This window comes from Cobetia sp. 14N.309.X.WAT.E.A4, assembly GCF_030397495.1.
GTDB lineage: Bacteria > Pseudomonadota > Gammaproteobacteria > Pseudomonadales > Halomonadaceae > Cobetia > Cobetia marina.
The window spans coordinates 344,561-359,558 of record NZ_JAPNXT010000001.1; the positions used below are offsets into that span (position 1 = coordinate 344,561).

Sequence of the window (14,998 nt, forward strand, 5' to 3'; positions counted from 1 at the left end):
GCAGAGAGGGGCTCAGTATTTCGGCTCGAGCTCCAGCTCGCGAGCCCCGGGGTAGAGCTCAAGCGGTGTCTTGCGTGGCGTGGTGCCAGCTCCCTGCCCTTGCTGCCCGGTTCGTGACCTGGTGTCACCGTTGCGCCATGAGGAAAGCGGCGACGTGCGATCAGGCGAGACGCTGGTGGTTGTCGAGGCAGTGGGACGACGCAGCGCCTTGGCACGAATCAGGGACATGTCCTCGGTACTCAGCAGCAGGCCCTGCTGGGTACGCTCGATCTTCAACAGGCCCTTGAAGTGCCAGCAGCGCATCGGGGTATGGGCGACGCGGTAGCGGTGGCCCTCCACCTCCAGCGATACGGCTTCCTTGGGACGGCAGCCCCGAGGATGAAGCTGTACCTCTTCCAGCAACACCAGACGATTGAAGTCCTGGGGTTGAAGGACCTGGTTGCCTTCATGCATGCGCACCGGGAAGGCGTGGTTGTCACGGGACAGTTCACGTCGCTTGTGGTTGACGCTGCCAGACCCTTCCAGGACACCCACGCCACAGACGTGCAACAGTTCTCCGTCGATCTGCTTGATGACAAGCACCTCGACGTGGCGTTGCTTGAACAGTTGATTACGCAATGAGCTCAAGGGCATGGCGGGAATCCTCTCTGGCAGCTTCTGGCCTCTTTTCAGTGGCGGGTCGCCAGACGGGTTGGATGGCGTTGAAGCGATATCTGTCGACTATATCATACGCCGTCCTGTCGAGGATTTCCTGAATCCAGCGTCCTGGTGCAGTGATCTATGCAACCTGTCGCTGGATTCATGGGCGTCTTTGATGACAAGGGCTGAGGCGTCTGGTGCCAAGGGCTCATATCACTCGTACTTGCCAAGTACCGCCCGGCAGATGTCGGCAAAGCTGCGGGCTTCCGGGGGGTGCTCAAGGTGGAGCCCGAGGGCCTGCCCGACACGAGATGCCGCGATCAAACCACGGATGCAAGGGTGGCCATCGCTGTCCTCTTCCGTGACCAGCAGGTGGGATTCTCCGCTCTGACGCAGGGTCTCGACCAGATCGCCCACCCTGGCGCGCTTGAGCACTGACAGGGCAATGCCGTGCAGCTCGGCGCGTGGCACCTGCACCATGTCGACGGTGACCTCATCACGCTGCACATCGAAGCGTGTCATGGCCCGCATCACCACGCGCCCGCCCTGCAGCTCGCGGGAGGTGACGACGCCGGTGAAGGTGCCGTCGTGATCATGCACCAGCAGAAGACGCACGCCGGCCTGTTTCATGGTCGCCAGCGCCTGACCGATGGAGGCGCTTCCCTGGATGCTGCGACCCGCGGTCACCGAGAAATCGGTCAGCAGTTCGCTGGCGGGGCTGTCCATGTTGATGTCGCCCAGAGGCTGGAGAGGCAGGCGTGAGGTGGTGACCTGTTCAAGCGGTTTCACTTCGAGGGTGTGATAGGCAGATGGGGCGATGGCATTCATGGAATGACTCCGATACTTGATGAACGATGAGCGTCTGCAAGATGAGAGTCACGCTGATCAAGGGAGTTTCCTGCACCAGGAGTAACGACTTGTTGCTGTTGTCGCAACCACTGATGCAAGGCCCCGCTCGAGAGGCGGGCGTGTGACTGGCGCGCGGAAAGACGCTGTCTGGCAGCAGGCGAGCAAGATGGAACAGAGGCGAAGTGACTGGCAAGAAAGCCGGATGGGGCGGGGGGTGTGAAAGATCCTGCGCTGAATGACGGCCGGATGTGACAAGGCACGGCGTCCTCCCGGATCAGGAATCACGTCGTGCCTTGTTCATGCAGGGGGCAGTGAGCTCATCACCGCGTCAGCAGGCCCAGCTGTTGTTCCGGATTGGCAACAATGCGCCGCTGGCTCCGTTTCAGAGCCCTCATGTCGAAGTCCTTATGCCAGAGCTCTTATGCCAGAGCTCTTATGCCAGAGCTCTTATGCCAGGGCCCTTATGCCAAGCCCTGATGTCTGGACCCTGATGCCAGCATGCTCACGGCATCACAGCCACTCTTTCAGGTCGCCGCGCACCGAGTCCAGGAAGGTGATGAAGTCCGTCTGACCCTCACCATCGCAGCGATCGACCTTGCAGGCGAGCTTCATGCGAGTCCCGGCCACGATCTCGTCATAGACCTCCAGCGTCAGCTTCTCCACCTCGGCATCGGCAGGCTCCCGCTCGCCATCTGCCAGACTGAAAGTGGTGATCAGCGTGCCACGCAGACGGGTAGTGCCGCCTTCGGCGACGATACGGCGGACTTTCAGCCAACCTTCGCGCACCAGGACATCCCCCTGGGCATCCTTGTGCTTGTAGATCGTGCGGTAGCAGGCATTTTCCGAGGCACCCTTGGCCGCCATGCTCTGGTAGGCCTGAATCATGCGGGTCGCCATGGTGCCGGCTTCGGCAATCTTGCGACGGGCAGCACGGTGTTCGCGCTCGAGACGATCCTGCTTGGAGAAACGCTGCCACAGGTGGAAATCGCGCGTCAGAGTGGTCGCGTCCATTGAATACTCTCTTGTTGCATGAAGGCCGTTGCCCCCTGGCGGGGGAAACGGACAAGGATGGTGGCGGGAGGCAGGACCTTGTGGTCGTGTTGCTCCGGCCCGGCAGTCAGGCGTATCACTGATGGCCCTCATCATCCCTAATCCGAAGGGCGCTGCCAAGGCAAGCGTCGCCGCGCATGAGCGTCGAGCATTGCGCGGCCCCGTGGCATCCACCGTGGTTGATGCGCCATGCAGCCTCACCGGATAATGGGCCGCATTCGATGCGCGGCCAGGTCATGTCGAGGGGGATGGACATCGTGTGGATGAGGGATGGCATTTGAGGTCGGCGGCATCGATTGCGGCGCCTGTCCGCGAGACGTGATCAGGCTGGCTGTCATGCAGGAGTATCAGGCTGCCATTTGCAGGTGATGGCACTTCACTCACACTCTTGCCTGAAATCCTCTACGAGATGTGGCCCCTGGCGCAAACGCCAACAACGAAGACTTGGCACGTCCATATGCCTTTCCCGCGTCAAACGGCGACGTTATGTCACGTTATGCCCCCTTTCCTGCATGCCTTGAATGACGCGCATGGACTGTCGCCATCACGTTTCACACTCGAACGTGAGGTAGACTGGGAGCATTCAGACGGTATGAGATTCTCACACGGGACACATGGAAGGTGTCAGTTCAAAGAGGAAGGAATCATGGCGAAACCTGATCGCCGTCGGGCCGGGGAGAGGACCGGTCTGGCTGGGGTGAAGTGGCGTTGGCCGGCTCCAGGAGGGCTGGCTGAGCGGCATGCTGGGCTCTATCAATTGTTCATGTGGTGCTACATCAGTGCGCTGGGTTGCCACATCGGCTATTTCGCCCTGCTCAGCATGCAGCCCTACCCGCAGCCCGTCGTCGCCCAGGTGGTCGGGACCTTGCTCACCGTGGCTTCCATCATCCTGCATCGCAGGGGACACCTGCAGACCGCGTTGCTGCTGCTGGTCGTGCCGGTATCGCTCAAGGCGTCATGGTGGGAACACCAGTTCGGCGTGGGTGCGGGATTCGAGTACTACCACATCCTGTCGATCTTCTTCATCTGCATCGCGCCGATGGCGCGGATCACGCGTCTCCTGACCAGTGGCGGCCTGCTGATCTTCTATCTGATCGCCCAATCCCTGCCGGGGCCTGTCTACATCGGCTCCTATGAGTTCATGGCCACGGCCAGCATCGTCAATCTCGTGATCTGTGTCACCTTCATCGGCCTGGTGGCCATCGAGATGGGGTGGGAATCCGAGCGGCGCGAGAAGCGCTATCTGCGGGAATTGCGCCATGATCAGCTGACGGGGGCCCTCTCGCGGCTTGCGCTCAGGGAGGAGGGCGCACGCATGCTTCAGGAGGACGGGCTGGGGGTGTTGATGATCGACGTGGATCACTTCAAGACGATCAATGACACGCATGGGCACGCCAGCGGTGACGATGTGCTGGTGGAGCTGACACGCCGTCTGAGTCATCACCTGCGCGGCAGTGATCTGCTCTGTCGCCAGGGGGGCGAGGAGTTCGTGGCATTGTGCCCCAGCAATGATCGCCAGGGGTTGCGACACGCGGCCGACCGGCTGCTGCAGTCCATCAACGGACGCGCCTTCGTATTGAACAATGGCAAGCTGCTGCGGGTCACGGTCAGTATCGGCGTGGCCCAGGGAGGGCCGGCCACGGCAGCCGAGTCCTTGCTGCCGGAGCTGATCCGTCGTGCGGACCAGGCGATGTATCGCGCCAAGCGTACCGGTCGCAATCGGGTGGTGACGGCCTGGGACATGCTGGATGAACCCCGCAGCCAGACAGACGCGGCCGATATCCCGGCGACAGCACAAGCCACCGCCCCGATGCCGAGTCCTGCGTCATCCTCGTCAGAGATGCGTCTCTGTGTGGAGGGCTCCCAGCGCGAGACGCGACAGCAGGACACTCACGGCGAAGGTAGCTCCCATGTCGCCGGGACTGGATGCTATGGCTACAAACGTCCTTGAATCGCACCGCTCCCGATGATGGTCGCGCCACTTCCATGGCCGTGCCCGGGCAGCCCGGTGGCAAGACCCTTTCTGCGTATTCCGGAGATTGAGATTGATGATCGATACGAGTGGTGGACGCGCGGGGCGTCTCTGGCAGTACCTGTTCATGACCGCAGCCTTGTTGACGGCAGAGATGACACTGGCGGCTCCTGCAACGACGCAGGACGGTGATGTGAATGCCGGCCAGGCCAGTGCCGCCGCGCCAGCTGTGGCGCCGGCCTTGCCAACGGCTGCCAAGGCCGGCAACAGCATCTATCGCTGCATGCTCGACGGTGTCCCCACCTGGCAGCAGCAGCCCTGTCATCAAGGGGATGCGCCGGTGGCGCTGGATGACTCCCTGACGGTGGTACCCGCTGCGCAACGCGGGCCGGCAGATCTGGAGGAAGACGCCACCGCGGAGCGTCTCGAGCGCGAAAAGCAGCGGACTCTGGCGGCCCGTCAGGAGAGTCAGCGCCAATACCGGATTCGCTCGGCCATCGATGATGGCTATCTGGTGGAAGGCATGAGTGAGTCTCAGGCGGTATCCCTGCTGGGCAAGCCCAGTGATGTCAGCGAGACCATCGCCGACAATCAGTCATGTCGCCTGCTCAGCTGGTGGGGAGATGTTCGTGTCCAGTTCTGCAATGACGAGGCTGTCTCCATCACCGCGACGCAGCGGGACTGACGACCTGAACCCCTGCTGGAAGGGGGCCGAGCATGCCTGGCTGCTTGAGTCTTTCGAATCGAGGCCCGGATATTCAATTGTTTAGAATATTTGCATAATAGCGGCATCTTCTAGCGTCGATATGCCGTTATCGGGCTGGTTGTTGCTTTCTTGAGACAGCCGGGTGGTGAAGTTGCCACATTACCGAGTTTATCGAACAGTGTTAGATTACTCTCCGAACGCAGCGGCACGCCCCTCAAGTGTTATCCAGGGGCATGGCTGACTGGCCGACGAGCCAGGCTGCAACACTATTCGGTGAGGAGAACACGCATGAACAAGTCCATCCTGATTGGCGCGATCGTTGCTGCACTGGGCATTGGTGGTGGAGTGGCGATCGGCAGCTATACGGCCAGCAACTCAGGCCCTGAATACGCCGATATCGTGGCGGTGGATGCGGTGACGGAAACCGTGACCACCCCGCGTCAGGTATGCCACAACGAGACCGTGACCCATCAGGCGCCCAGCAAGGATACCCACAATGTCGTCGGCACGGCCGTCGGTGCGATCGTCGGAGGCGTGGTGGGCAATCAATTCGGCGGTGGCAACGGCAAGAAGGTATTGACCGCCGCTGGAGCCGTGGGAGGTGGCTATGCCGGCAACCAGATCCAGGGACAGATGAAGAAGGGCGATACCTACACCACGACCGAGCAGCGCTGCGAGACAGTGCAGGATGCCAGCGACAAGGTGGTGGGTTATGACGTCAAGGTCGACATGGGCGACGAGACTCGCACCGTGCGTCTTGAAGACAAGCCGGACGTGAAGCGCTTCGAGATTCGTGACGGTGAGCTGGTACTGCCACAGCAGGGCTGAGGCCAGATAGCCGAGCGGTCAGGCGGAGACGAAGAGCGTCGACAGGCGCGGCTCGATGAGTTCTCTCAAGCGTTTCCCTCGATCGCTCTGCGCAATAGTCGCCAGACCAGAAGACCCCCGACGGAATCCGTCGGGGGTCTTCTGGTTTCTGGACATCCAGCTCTCTGGGCATCCAGTCGTACCCTGTTTAGTCAGTCTGTCAGACAGTCAGGTTCTCTGGTCGTCAGCTGGCATCCGCTGTGGAGGGCAATGCCTTGGCGATCTCACGTGCCAACTGCTCGCCGGTCACACGCCAGCCTTCGCCCAGGCTGTTGACCAGTGCCGGATAGCCGTCATCCGTCAGTGGAGTCAGCGTCTGGATGTCGCCTTCCTCCAGCACGCTGCCATCCACGCCGCGCAGGCGCCAGCGACCGGTGATGACGGACTGGCCATCATGGCGACCGATGAAGCGATCCAGGCTGACGCTCAGGCGGGCACCCTTCAATCCGCTCAGGCTGGTATCCGCGATACGGTACTGGCTCAGCGGCTGGGCGGGGCTGGCTTTCAGCTGGTTCAGCAGCTGGCGGGTCAGCATGTCCTGCAGGTCATCGGCCCACAGGTTCTGGCTGGCCTGTACCAGGGTGATGTCGTCCGTCTGATAGACCAGACTGCCGCCTTCCAGATAGCTGGCCAGTTGCACCGGCATCACTTCCAGCAGGGGCGCATCGGCGGCAACGCTGCGCTGGGCAGCGGTCTGTGTCGTCTGTGGCAGCAGGTAAGCGCCACCAGTGGCGGCGGTCGTGCAACCCGCCAGTGTGCCGAGCATCAACAAACCTGCCATCAGGCCGCCGAAGCGGCCCTTGCGCGACGTTGAAGTGCGCGGTGAGGCAGACGCGCTGCACGCTTGCGGCATGGCTGCCGTGCGGGTCGAGAGACTCATGGCTGTTGTCATCATTGGGCCCTCGGAATCGGATCACGGGTCGTCGGTTTGTCGAAGATCAGGCTTGAGGGATTCTTCTCCAGCGTGTCGAGCAGCGGCTCGGCCTTCTTGAGCACGCGGTCCAGGCGCTCGAGATCTCCCTCCAGCTTGCGATAGGCAGAAGACTCCGGCGTCAGGCCATCCAGGGTGCGATTGAGGTTGTCGAGGCTGGTGCTGATGTCGCTCGGCAGCTTCTGTACCTCATCGGAACCCAGCAGGGCATCGACATGGCCGGCGGTCTTGTCGAGACGCTTCACAAGGCTCTCGGAGGCCGACAGGGTCTTGTTGAGATTGCCCAGCACCGGCTCGATGTCCAGGCCATTGAGCTTGTCGAGCAGCGCATTGAGCTTGGCTTCCATCTGCGCGAGGCCGCCTGACACGCTGGGCATGACCTCGATGTCATCGAAGGTATCGGTCTTGTACGGCGGTGGATTGTCATAGAAGTCCAGGTCGACGAACAAGGCGCCGGTCAGCAGGTTGCCGGACTTGAGCGTCGCGCGCAGACCACGCTTGAACAGTCGCTCCAGTCGCTTCTCCCACTGCTTGACGCCTTCATCATCGACCTGACCCTCGAGGCGTTCCGGTTCGATGCGAATCAGCACGGGAATCTCGAAGCTGGAGAGCGTGCGTACCCGCTGATGGGTCAGGCGGTAGGGCACGCTGACCACCGTGCCCAGTCGCACGCCGCGGAATTCCACCGGTGCGCCACGCGACAGGCCGCGCACGGTGTCGTCGACCATGATCACGTAGTCGATGGCCTGATGGAAGCTGCCTTCACGGGCCTCTTCCTGATCGGAATACAGGGTGAAGGAGGTGTTCTCCACCACCGGACGCCCACGTGGCAGGTCTTCGGGGATGCCGAAGGCGACGCCACCGCTCAGTACGCTTTCCAGTGATCCGACATCGACCTGCAAGCCCTGGGAGTCCAGGCGCAGGCTGACCCCGCTGGTGGACCAGAAGCGCGTGGTCGAGGTCACCAGCTCGTTGTAGGGCGAGTCGATGTACAGGGTGTAATGCATTTCCTTCTCGCTGGGGCGGAACTCGCTGGATTCCACGCGCCCCACGACGAAGCCCTCGTAGGTCACGGGGTCGCCATCGGACAGCACGCTGCCATCATTGCTGGTCAGGTCGATGCGCAGCCCCTTGGCGTCCTGGGTCGTGACCGGAGGTTGCTCCAGCGCCACGAAGTGGTCGGCTTCCTCGCGACTGTCGCCGGGCTGCAGCTGGATGTAGGCGCCTGACAGCACGGTATTCAGACCACTGATGCCTTCGCGTCCGATACGCGGCTTGACCACCCACAGACGCGTGTCCTCATTGAGCATGCGCTCGCTGTCCTTGGACATGCGTGCCGTGACGATGGTCTTGTCGAGGTTGTCCGACAGGCGTACGGATTCGACCTTGCCGACCTCGACGTTACGGGTCTTGATCAAGGTCTTGCCGGCCTCGATACCTTCTGCCGTCTCCATCTCGATGGTGATCTGCGGGCCACGGCTGGCGATGTTGTGCCACACCATCCAGGCACCGATCAGCAATGCCACGATCGGGACGATCCAGATCGGCGAAAGACGGCGTCGGCTTTCACGACGCGCACGAGAGTCATCACTCATAGGTCATCCTGTGACGGTGAATCGATTGGGGAGGAAGCGGGGGAGACCTCACGTTCCTTGCTTGCCTGGAGAAGGCCGCTGGTCGCGACTCGCGCCTCCTGTGGCGTATCCCAGACAAGACGTGGATCAAAGCTCTGGGCGGACAGCATCGTGAGCACCACCACGCTGGCAAAGGACAGCGCTGCCGGCCCCGGGTGCACGGACATCAGGGCGCCCAGCTGGATCAATGCCGCCAGCAGCGCCACCACGAAGACGTCGACCATCGACCAGCGGCCGATGTACTCGGTGATGCGATAGAGCGTGACGCGCGCGCGGGCATGCTGGACCTGCGGGCGTTGCGCACTGAGACACAGCCAGGCGATGGCGATCATCTTGGAGGCCGGCACCAGGATGCTGGCAATGAAGATGACCATCGCGATGGGCCAGTCTCCGTGGGACCACAGCACCACGATACCGCCGGCGATGGTCTGCGGGTCGCTCTCGCCCAGACTCACGGTACTCATGATCGGGAAGAGGTTGGCCGGCAGATACAGTATCAGCGCCGCGATCAACCACGCCCAGGTGCGTTGCAGACTATGTGTCTTGCGCTGATGGACCGGGTCGCCGCAGCGCCGGCAGTTGACGTGCTGGTCCTGCGTGCATTCATTGATCAACCCGCAGCTGTGACAGCTGCCCAGCCCCTGCAGCGCGGCCCCCAGCCCCGGTCTGGCTGTCTCCGGGGCCGGCGGCTCGCCCGCCAGAGCGAACCACATGCGATCACCGTCGATGCTGGCCAGGGTCTTGGTCATCAGCAGGGCGAAGGCACAGAAGGCCCAGAACGACGGGCCGAAGCTGATATCGGCCATGCCGGCGATCTTGACCAGACTCACCATCACGCCCACAAGGAAGACATCGGCCATCATCCAGGGGCGCAGATGGCTGAGCGTTCTGGCAATGCCGCGAATGCCGGGCAACGCCACCTTCAGGCCGATGGCCGTGTGGGTATAGATCACCCCGATCAGGTAGAGCGCCGGCAGCAGCACGATGGTCAGAATCAGCAGCACCGCCAGCGACGGATACGACTCTGCCGTTAGCGCCGCTGGCGTGTCCACCAGACTGAGGCTGGCGGAGATGCCGCGGGTGGCAAAGGCGATGAACTCGAAGGGCAGCGTCAGCCCCAGCATCACCAGGCACGCCGTCGCCAGTGCCAGGGTGCGCTGGACGGAATGGGCGTGGCGTTGGGCGAAGAGATGATCACAGCGTGGGCAGCGCGCCCGCTCGCCGGTCTTGAGCGCCGGAAGGGCCACGACCAGGTCACAGCATTCGCATGCGCGAAGTCGCCGTCGTGAGACGCTGCGCGTGACAGGCGCGAACAGTGTCGGCGGGTCACGTCTTTCCAGGGTATGGCGCGCAAGACGACGCAAGGCAGCTAGAGGACGAGGCATGTCTCTCCTGAATGAAGGGGCGCGTTGGCGCCATGCCGGATAAGGGCGAGTGGCGAGAATGACGGGGGCGAAGTCCGGGTGACTGGCGCCTGCCCCGGCGGCAGGCAAACACTGTTCGATACCTGCATGATGCCGCAAAACTCGCCTCGCACTCAATGCCCGCCAATGCGAAGCATCGCTCACGAGACATCACGGGCACCCGTGCCGTCATCGATCCACCGGACGCATGAACCGACACGCCGCCCGGAGAGGGCGGCGTGCAGGGCCATCACGCGAGGTGACGGCAATGAGGAAGCGTGCGATCAATGCTCAGACAAGATCGTCTTCCTGGCTTGCGGCTTCATGGGCCCGCTTGAGCTCTTTCGGCTCCCCGAACACGCGGCGAACCACCACATAGCAGACCGGCACCAGGAAGATCGCCAGTACCGTGGCCGAGATCATCCCGCCGATCACGCCGTTGCCGATGGCATGACGGCTGGCCGCACCGGCACCGGTCGAGATGGCCAGTGGCACGGCCCCCAGGGTGAAGGCCATGGAGGTCATCAGGATCGGGCGCAGACGCATGCGTACCGCTTCCATGGTGGCGTCGATCAGTGAGCGGCCCTGGACCTCGAGGTCCTTGGCGAATTCGACGATCAGGATCGCATTCTTCGCCGAGAGCCCGATGGTGGTCACCAGGCCGACCTGGAAGTAGACGTCATTATCCAGGCCACGCAGCCAGGTGGCGAGCAGGGCGCCGAGGACCCCCAGCGGGACGACCAGCATGACGGAGAACGGAATGCTCCAGCTCTCGTAGAGCGCGGCCAGACACAGGAAGACGAAGACCAGCGAGATGGCATACAGATAAGGTGCCATGCCGCTGCTCTGGGATTCCTGCAGCGAGATGCCGGTCCACTCCAGCGCCACGCCACCGCCCAGCTCATCGACCATGCTCTGCATTGCCGCCATGGCTTCACCGGTGGAGTAACCTTCCGCTGCGGTCCCCAGCAGTTCCATCGCGGAGACCCCGTTGTAGCGTTGCAGCTGGGGTGAGCCGAAGGTCCAGCTACCGGTGGCGATGCTCGACAGCGGGATCATCTCGCCTGCGCTGTTGTTGACGTACCATTTGTTCAGGTCACCGGGTTGCATACGGGCCTCTGCCTGCCCCTGCACGTAGACCTTCTTGGTGCGGCCGTTGTCCAGATAGTCATTGACGTAGCTGGAGCCCCAGGCCGTGGAGAGCGTGGTGTAGACATCGGAAAGGTCAATGCCCATGGCGGTGGCCTTGAGCTCATTGATCTTGACGTTGTACTGGGGTCTGTCTTCCAGTCCATTGGGGCGCAGGCCGGTGACGGCCGGGTTCTGGGCGGCCATGCCCATCAACTTGTTGCGCGCCTGTGTCAGTGCCTCATGTCCGATGCCGCCTCGGTCCACCAGCATCATGTCAAAGCCGGTGGCATTCCCCAGCTCGCGAATGGAGGGCGGGTTGACGGCGAAGGCGAGAGCGCCCTTCAAGGTATTGAAATAGGCCTGAGCCTTGCCCACGACATCGAATGCCGAGCGCTCGCGCTCATCCCATGGCTTCATGTTGACGAAGGCCAGGCCCATGTTCTGGCCGCTGCCGGCGAAACTGAAGCCTGCCACGCTGAAGACCTGGATGACGGCATCGGACTGGTCGACCAGGAAGTGATGCTCAAGCTTCTTCATCACCTCGACAGTTTCCTGCTGGGTCGAACCGGCCGGCAGCACCACCTGGTTGAAAATGTTGCCCTGGTCTTCATCGGGCAGGAAGCCGGAGGAGATCTGGGTAAAGAGTGCGCCGCAGCCGAAGACAACCAGCACATAGACGATCATCGAGCGCCCGGTGCGCTTGAGCATCCCCTGGACACCCTTCTGATAGCGGGCGTTGGACCGGTCAAAGGCACGGTTGAACAAGCCGAAGAAACCGGTGGTCTTCTCCTTGGTCGGCCTGAGCAGCGTGGCGCAAAGGGCCGGTGTCAGGATCAACGCGACCAGCACGGACAGCACCATGGCGGCCACGATGGTCACCGAGAACTGTCGATAGATCGCACCCGTGGTACCGGGGAAGAAGGCCATCGGGATGAACACGGAAGACAGCACGAGCCCGATACCGACCAGAGCGCCGGTGATCTGCCCCATGGACTTGCGCGTCGCCTCGAGCGGCGAGAGCTTTTCCTCATGCATCACGCGCTCGACGTTCTCCACCACCACGATGGCGTCATCTACCAGCAGCCCGATCGCCAACACCATGGCGAACATCGTCAGGGTGTTGATGGAATAGCCGAACAGCTCAAGGATGCCGAAGGTGCCCAGCAGCACGACGGGTACGGCGATGGTGGGGATGAGGGTGGCCCGGAAGTTCTGCAGGAACAGCAGCATCACCAGGAAGACGAGGCCGATGGCCTCAAGCAGCGTCATCACCACTTCTTCGATGGACAGCTTGATGAAGGGGGAGGTGTCATAGGGCACCTTGTAGGAGACCCCTTCCGGGAAATAGGGCGCCAGTTCGTCGAGACGCTGCTTCACTGCCTCCACGGTATCCAGCGCATTGGCCCCTGAGGACAGCATGACACCCATGCCGGCGGCAGGCTTGCCGTTGTACCGCGTGATGACACTGTAGCTTTCCGCGCCCTTTTCCACGCGTGCGACGTCTTTCAGGTAAACCTGAGAGCCGTCTGCCTGCGTCTTGAGCAGAATGTTGCCGAACTCCTCCGGTGTCTGCAGCAGCGTCCGTGCCACGATGGTGGCGTTGAGCTGTTGTCCTGCCTCTGCCGGCAGGTTGCCGAGCTGACCGGATGTGGTCTGGCTGTTCTGTGTGTCGATGGCTGCCGTGATGTCACTGGGCGTCAGGGAATAGTTGTTGAGCTTGGCCGGGTCCAGCCAGATGCGCATGGCACCCGGGGCCCCCAGCAGGCGGGTCTCGCCGACCCCATTGACACGCGCAATCTCGTCCTGGACGTTGGATGACACGTAATCGGCAAGCTCCTGGTTGGTCATGCTGTCGTCGTCCGAGACGAAGGCCATGGCCATCAGGAAGCTCGAGGAGGATTTGGTGACTTCGATACCTGCTGTCTGCACGCTGGTGGGCAGTCTTGCCTCAGCCAGTGACAGCTTGTTCTGCACCTGCACCTGGGCGATGTCGGAGTCCGTCCCGCTGGCGAAGGTCAGCGTGATGGCGGCACTGCCCGTGGAGTCCGAGGTCGAGGACATGTAAAGCAGGTTGTCGATCCCGGTCATCTGCTGCTCGATGACCTGGGTGACGGTGTTCTGAACCGTCTCGGCAGAGGCACCGGTGTAGGTGGCCTGAATCTTGATGCTGGGCGGGGCCAGTGACGGGTACTGCTCGATAGGCAGCTTCAGAATGCTCAGCGTACCGCCTAGCATCACGATGATGGCGAGCACCCAGGCAAAGATGGGGCGATCGATGAAGAATCTGACCATGACGTTTGGGGCTCCTGAAACGTCGTTCGGGATATGCGACAGGTCCTGACCTTGCGGTCATCATCTCAAGATGACCTGTCGCCCTGGTGTGCGACGAGGATCAGGCGGCCGGACTTTCGTTGCCGCCGTTCGAGCCCGTTGTCTCATCTTCCGCCACCGTGACGGGGGCACCTTCCTGGATCTTCTGCAGGCCACTGGTGATGACCCTGTCTCCCGTCTTCAGGCCCTGGAGGACGATCCACTGGTGATCGATGGCCTGGCCGGTCACCAGTTCACGGCGTTCCACCTTGTTCTCATCGTTGATCACCAGCGCTGTGGCCTTGCCGTCACTGTCGCGGCTGATCGCCTTCTGCGGTACCAGGATGGCATTTCTTGCCACTGACTCGACCAGACGTGCCTTCACGAACATGCCGGGCAGCAGGAGTTCATCCGGATTCGGGAACAGTGCCCGCAATGTCACCATGCCGGTGCTTTGATCGACGCTGACATCGGTGAACTGGAGCTTGCCCTGATGCTCGTAGCGGCTGCCGTCATCGAAGATCAGCTCCACCATGGCCATGTCGGGGGCGGACGCGGCCTTGCCGTTGCTGGCCAGCTCACGCTTGATTCTGAGGATGTCGTTGGCCGATTGGGTCACGTCGACATAGATCGGGTCCAGTTGCTGAATCGTCGCCAGAGCGGTGTCCTGGCTGGCAGTGACCAAGGCCCCCTTGGTGACGCTGGATTTGCCGATTCGCCCACTGATGGCGGCTTTCACGGTGGTGTAGTCGAGGTTGATCTGGGCACTCTTGAGAGCCGCCTTGGCGGAGGTGACATCCGCCGTGTCTTCACCGACGGTGGCGATGGCGTCATCGTAATCCTGCTGACTGACCATCTTGCGTGCCACCAGCGTCTTGTAGCGTTTCGCCTGCAGCTGCGAGGTATGCAGCGTGGCCTGGGCACGCTCAAGGCTGGCCTTGGCACTATCCACGTCCGCCTGATAGGTGCGCGGATCGATGTGATACAGCACCTGACCTTCCTCGACCACGCTGCCTTCAGTGAAGTCACGGGACTGGATGACACCACCTACCTGCGGGCGAACTTCGGAGGACTGGTAGGCGCTGGTGCGGCCTGCCAGTTCATTGGTGATCGGGATGTCCTGAGCAGTGACCGTGAGAGCTTCGACTTCCGTGGCACGCGGGGCACTCTGGGCCTGAGCGGAGGACGGGTCAGCGTCCCCGCCCTCATTGCAGCCCGTCAGCAAGGCGCCCATCAACAGCAGGCCTGCAGACCACAAGGCCGGGCGGCGCTGAATGCGGAGTTTCGGCAAGCGCCTCGATGGGCGGAGGTGACTCGGAGAAGTCGAGACCATGGAGAATCCTCAATGATGTTCTGCTGCACGGATACGTGGCCACCGCCCTGAAGGTCAGCTGCCGACAGTGGGAGGCGAAGCGAATAAAGTGTTTAGCCAGCTATTCTATCGGAAGGGCATGACATATGTATGCACTTATTGTGCAACCCTCGGGGCGCGTCCTGTCAGGCAGG

At 62.1% G+C, this 14,998-nt stretch carries 11 protein-coding genes; 3 read left to right on the forward strand and 8 right to left on the reverse strand.

All coding sequences use genetic code 11. The features are described 5' to 3' along the window. Positions 1-12: 12 nt before the first annotated feature. The 3 genes from OW493_RS01500 to OW493_RS01510 all read right to left on the reverse strand — a co-directional run bounded on the left by OW493_RS01500 (position 13) and on the right by OW493_RS01510 (position 2,499). Positions 13-633 carry a hypothetical protein gene (locus OW493_RS01500; protein WP_289862967.1) on the reverse strand — a complete coding sequence of 207 codons (621 nt, stop codon included), beginning with the start codon at positions 631-633 and terminating at the stop codon, positions 13-15. 219 nt (positions 634-852) lie between these two features. Continuing rightward, on the reverse strand, positions 853-1,467 hold the full coding sequence (locus tag OW493_RS01505) for a CBS domain-containing protein (RefSeq protein WP_065392490.1): 615 nt from the start codon (positions 1,465-1,467) through the stop codon (positions 853-855). A 531-nt stretch (positions 1,468-1,998) separates the two neighbouring features. Beyond that, on the reverse strand, positions 1,999-2,499 hold the full coding sequence (locus OW493_RS01510; RefSeq protein ID WP_077372220.1) for a hypothetical protein: 501 nt from the start codon (positions 2,497-2,499) through the stop codon (positions 1,999-2,001). Positions 2,500-3,301: 802 nt separating this feature from the next. Here OW493_RS01510 and OW493_RS01515 point away from each other — a divergent pair. The 3 genes from OW493_RS01515 (at position 3,302) to OW493_RS01525 (ending at position 6,044) form a co-directional block, all read left to right on the forward strand. Next, complete coding sequence (locus OW493_RS01515) at positions 3,302-4,489, forward strand: GGDEF domain-containing protein (RefSeq protein ID WP_176492968.1); 1,188 nt, start codon at positions 3,302-3,304, stop codon at positions 4,487-4,489. 97 nt (positions 4,490-4,586) lie between these two features. Next, positions 4,587-5,195: a hypothetical protein gene (locus OW493_RS01520; RefSeq protein WP_289862970.1), complete on the forward strand. Its 609-nt coding sequence runs from the start codon at positions 4,587-4,589 to the stop codon at positions 5,193-5,195. Between the two features lie 309 nt (positions 5,196-5,504). Then, on the forward strand, positions 5,505-6,044 hold the full coding sequence (locus OW493_RS01525; RefSeq protein ID WP_084209110.1) for a glycine zipper 2TM domain-containing protein: 540 nt from the start codon (positions 5,505-5,507) through the stop codon (positions 6,042-6,044). A 223-nt stretch (positions 6,045-6,267) separates the two neighbouring features. Here OW493_RS01525 and OW493_RS01530 read toward each other — a convergent pair whose 3' ends face one another. The 5 genes from OW493_RS01530 to OW493_RS01550 all read right to left on the reverse strand — a co-directional run bounded on the left by OW493_RS01530 (position 6,268) and on the right by OW493_RS01550 (position 14,783). After that, entirely contained in the window at positions 6,268-6,963 is a 696-nt protein-coding gene (locus tag OW493_RS01530; RefSeq protein WP_170877344.1) for an ABC-type transport auxiliary lipoprotein family protein, read from the reverse strand. An 11-nt stretch (positions 6,964-6,974) separates the two neighbouring features. Continuing rightward, positions 6,975-8,609: an intermembrane transport protein PqiB gene (gene pqiB / locus OW493_RS01535; protein ID WP_084209108.1), complete on the reverse strand. Its 1,635-nt coding sequence runs from the start codon at positions 8,607-8,609 to the stop codon at positions 6,975-6,977. After that, complete coding sequence (locus OW493_RS01540) at positions 8,606-10,033, reverse strand: paraquat-inducible protein A (RefSeq protein WP_084209107.1); 1,428 nt, start codon at positions 10,031-10,033, stop codon at positions 8,606-8,608. The genes pqiB and OW493_RS01540 overlap by 4 nt, the downstream gene beginning before the upstream one ends. A gap of 309 nt (positions 10,034-10,342) precedes the next feature. Further along, positions 10,343-13,474: an efflux RND transporter permease subunit gene (locus tag OW493_RS01545; RefSeq protein ID WP_136938232.1), complete on the reverse strand. Its 3,132-nt coding sequence runs from the start codon at positions 13,472-13,474 to the stop codon at positions 10,343-10,345. A gap of 100 nt (positions 13,475-13,574) precedes the next feature. Further along, positions 13,575-14,783, reverse strand: coding sequence for an efflux RND transporter periplasmic adaptor subunit (locus OW493_RS01550; protein ID WP_289862976.1), 1,209 nt, complete (start codon positions 14,781-14,783; stop codon positions 13,575-13,577). Between the last annotated feature and the right edge of the window lie 215 nt (positions 14,784-14,998).

Excerpts from the sequence above, each read along its gene's own strand:
- OW493_RS01515 (WP_176492968.1), top strand. The coding sequence starts at position 3,302 with ATGTGGTGCTACATCAGTGCGCTGGGTTGCCACATCGGCTATTTCGCC.
- OW493_RS01525 (WP_084209110.1), top strand. The coding sequence starts at position 5,505 with ATGAACAAGTCCATCCTGATTGGCGCGATCGTTGCTGCACTGGGCATT.
- OW493_RS01510 (WP_077372220.1), bottom strand. The coding sequence starts at position 2,499 with ATGGACGCGACCACTCTGACGCGCGATTTCCACCTGTGGCAGCGTTTC.
- OW493_RS01500 (WP_289862967.1), bottom strand. The coding sequence starts at position 633 with ATGCCCTTGAGCTCATTGCGTAATCAACTGTTCAAGCAACGCCACGTC.
- pqiB (WP_084209108.1), bottom strand. The coding sequence starts at position 8,609 with ATGAGTGATGACTCTCGTGCGCGTCGTGAAAGCCGACGCCGTCTTTCG.
- OW493_RS01520 (WP_289862970.1), top strand. The coding sequence starts at position 4,587 with ATGATCGATACGAGTGGTGGACGCGCGGGGCGTCTCTGGCAGTACCTG.
- OW493_RS01505 (WP_065392490.1), bottom strand. The coding sequence starts at position 1,467 with ATGAATGCCATCGCCCCATCTGCCTATCACACCCTCGAAGTGAAACCG.
- OW493_RS01530 (WP_170877344.1), bottom strand. The coding sequence starts at position 6,963 with ATGAGTCTCTCGACCCGCACGGCAGCCATGCCGCAAGCGTGCAGCGCG.
- OW493_RS01545 (WP_136938232.1), bottom strand. The coding sequence starts at position 13,474 with ATGGTCAGATTCTTCATCGATCGCCCCATCTTTGCCTGGGTGCTCGCC.
- OW493_RS01540 (WP_084209107.1), bottom strand. The coding sequence starts at position 10,033 with ATGCCTCGTCCTCTAGCTGCCTTGCGTCGTCTTGCGCGCCATACCCTG.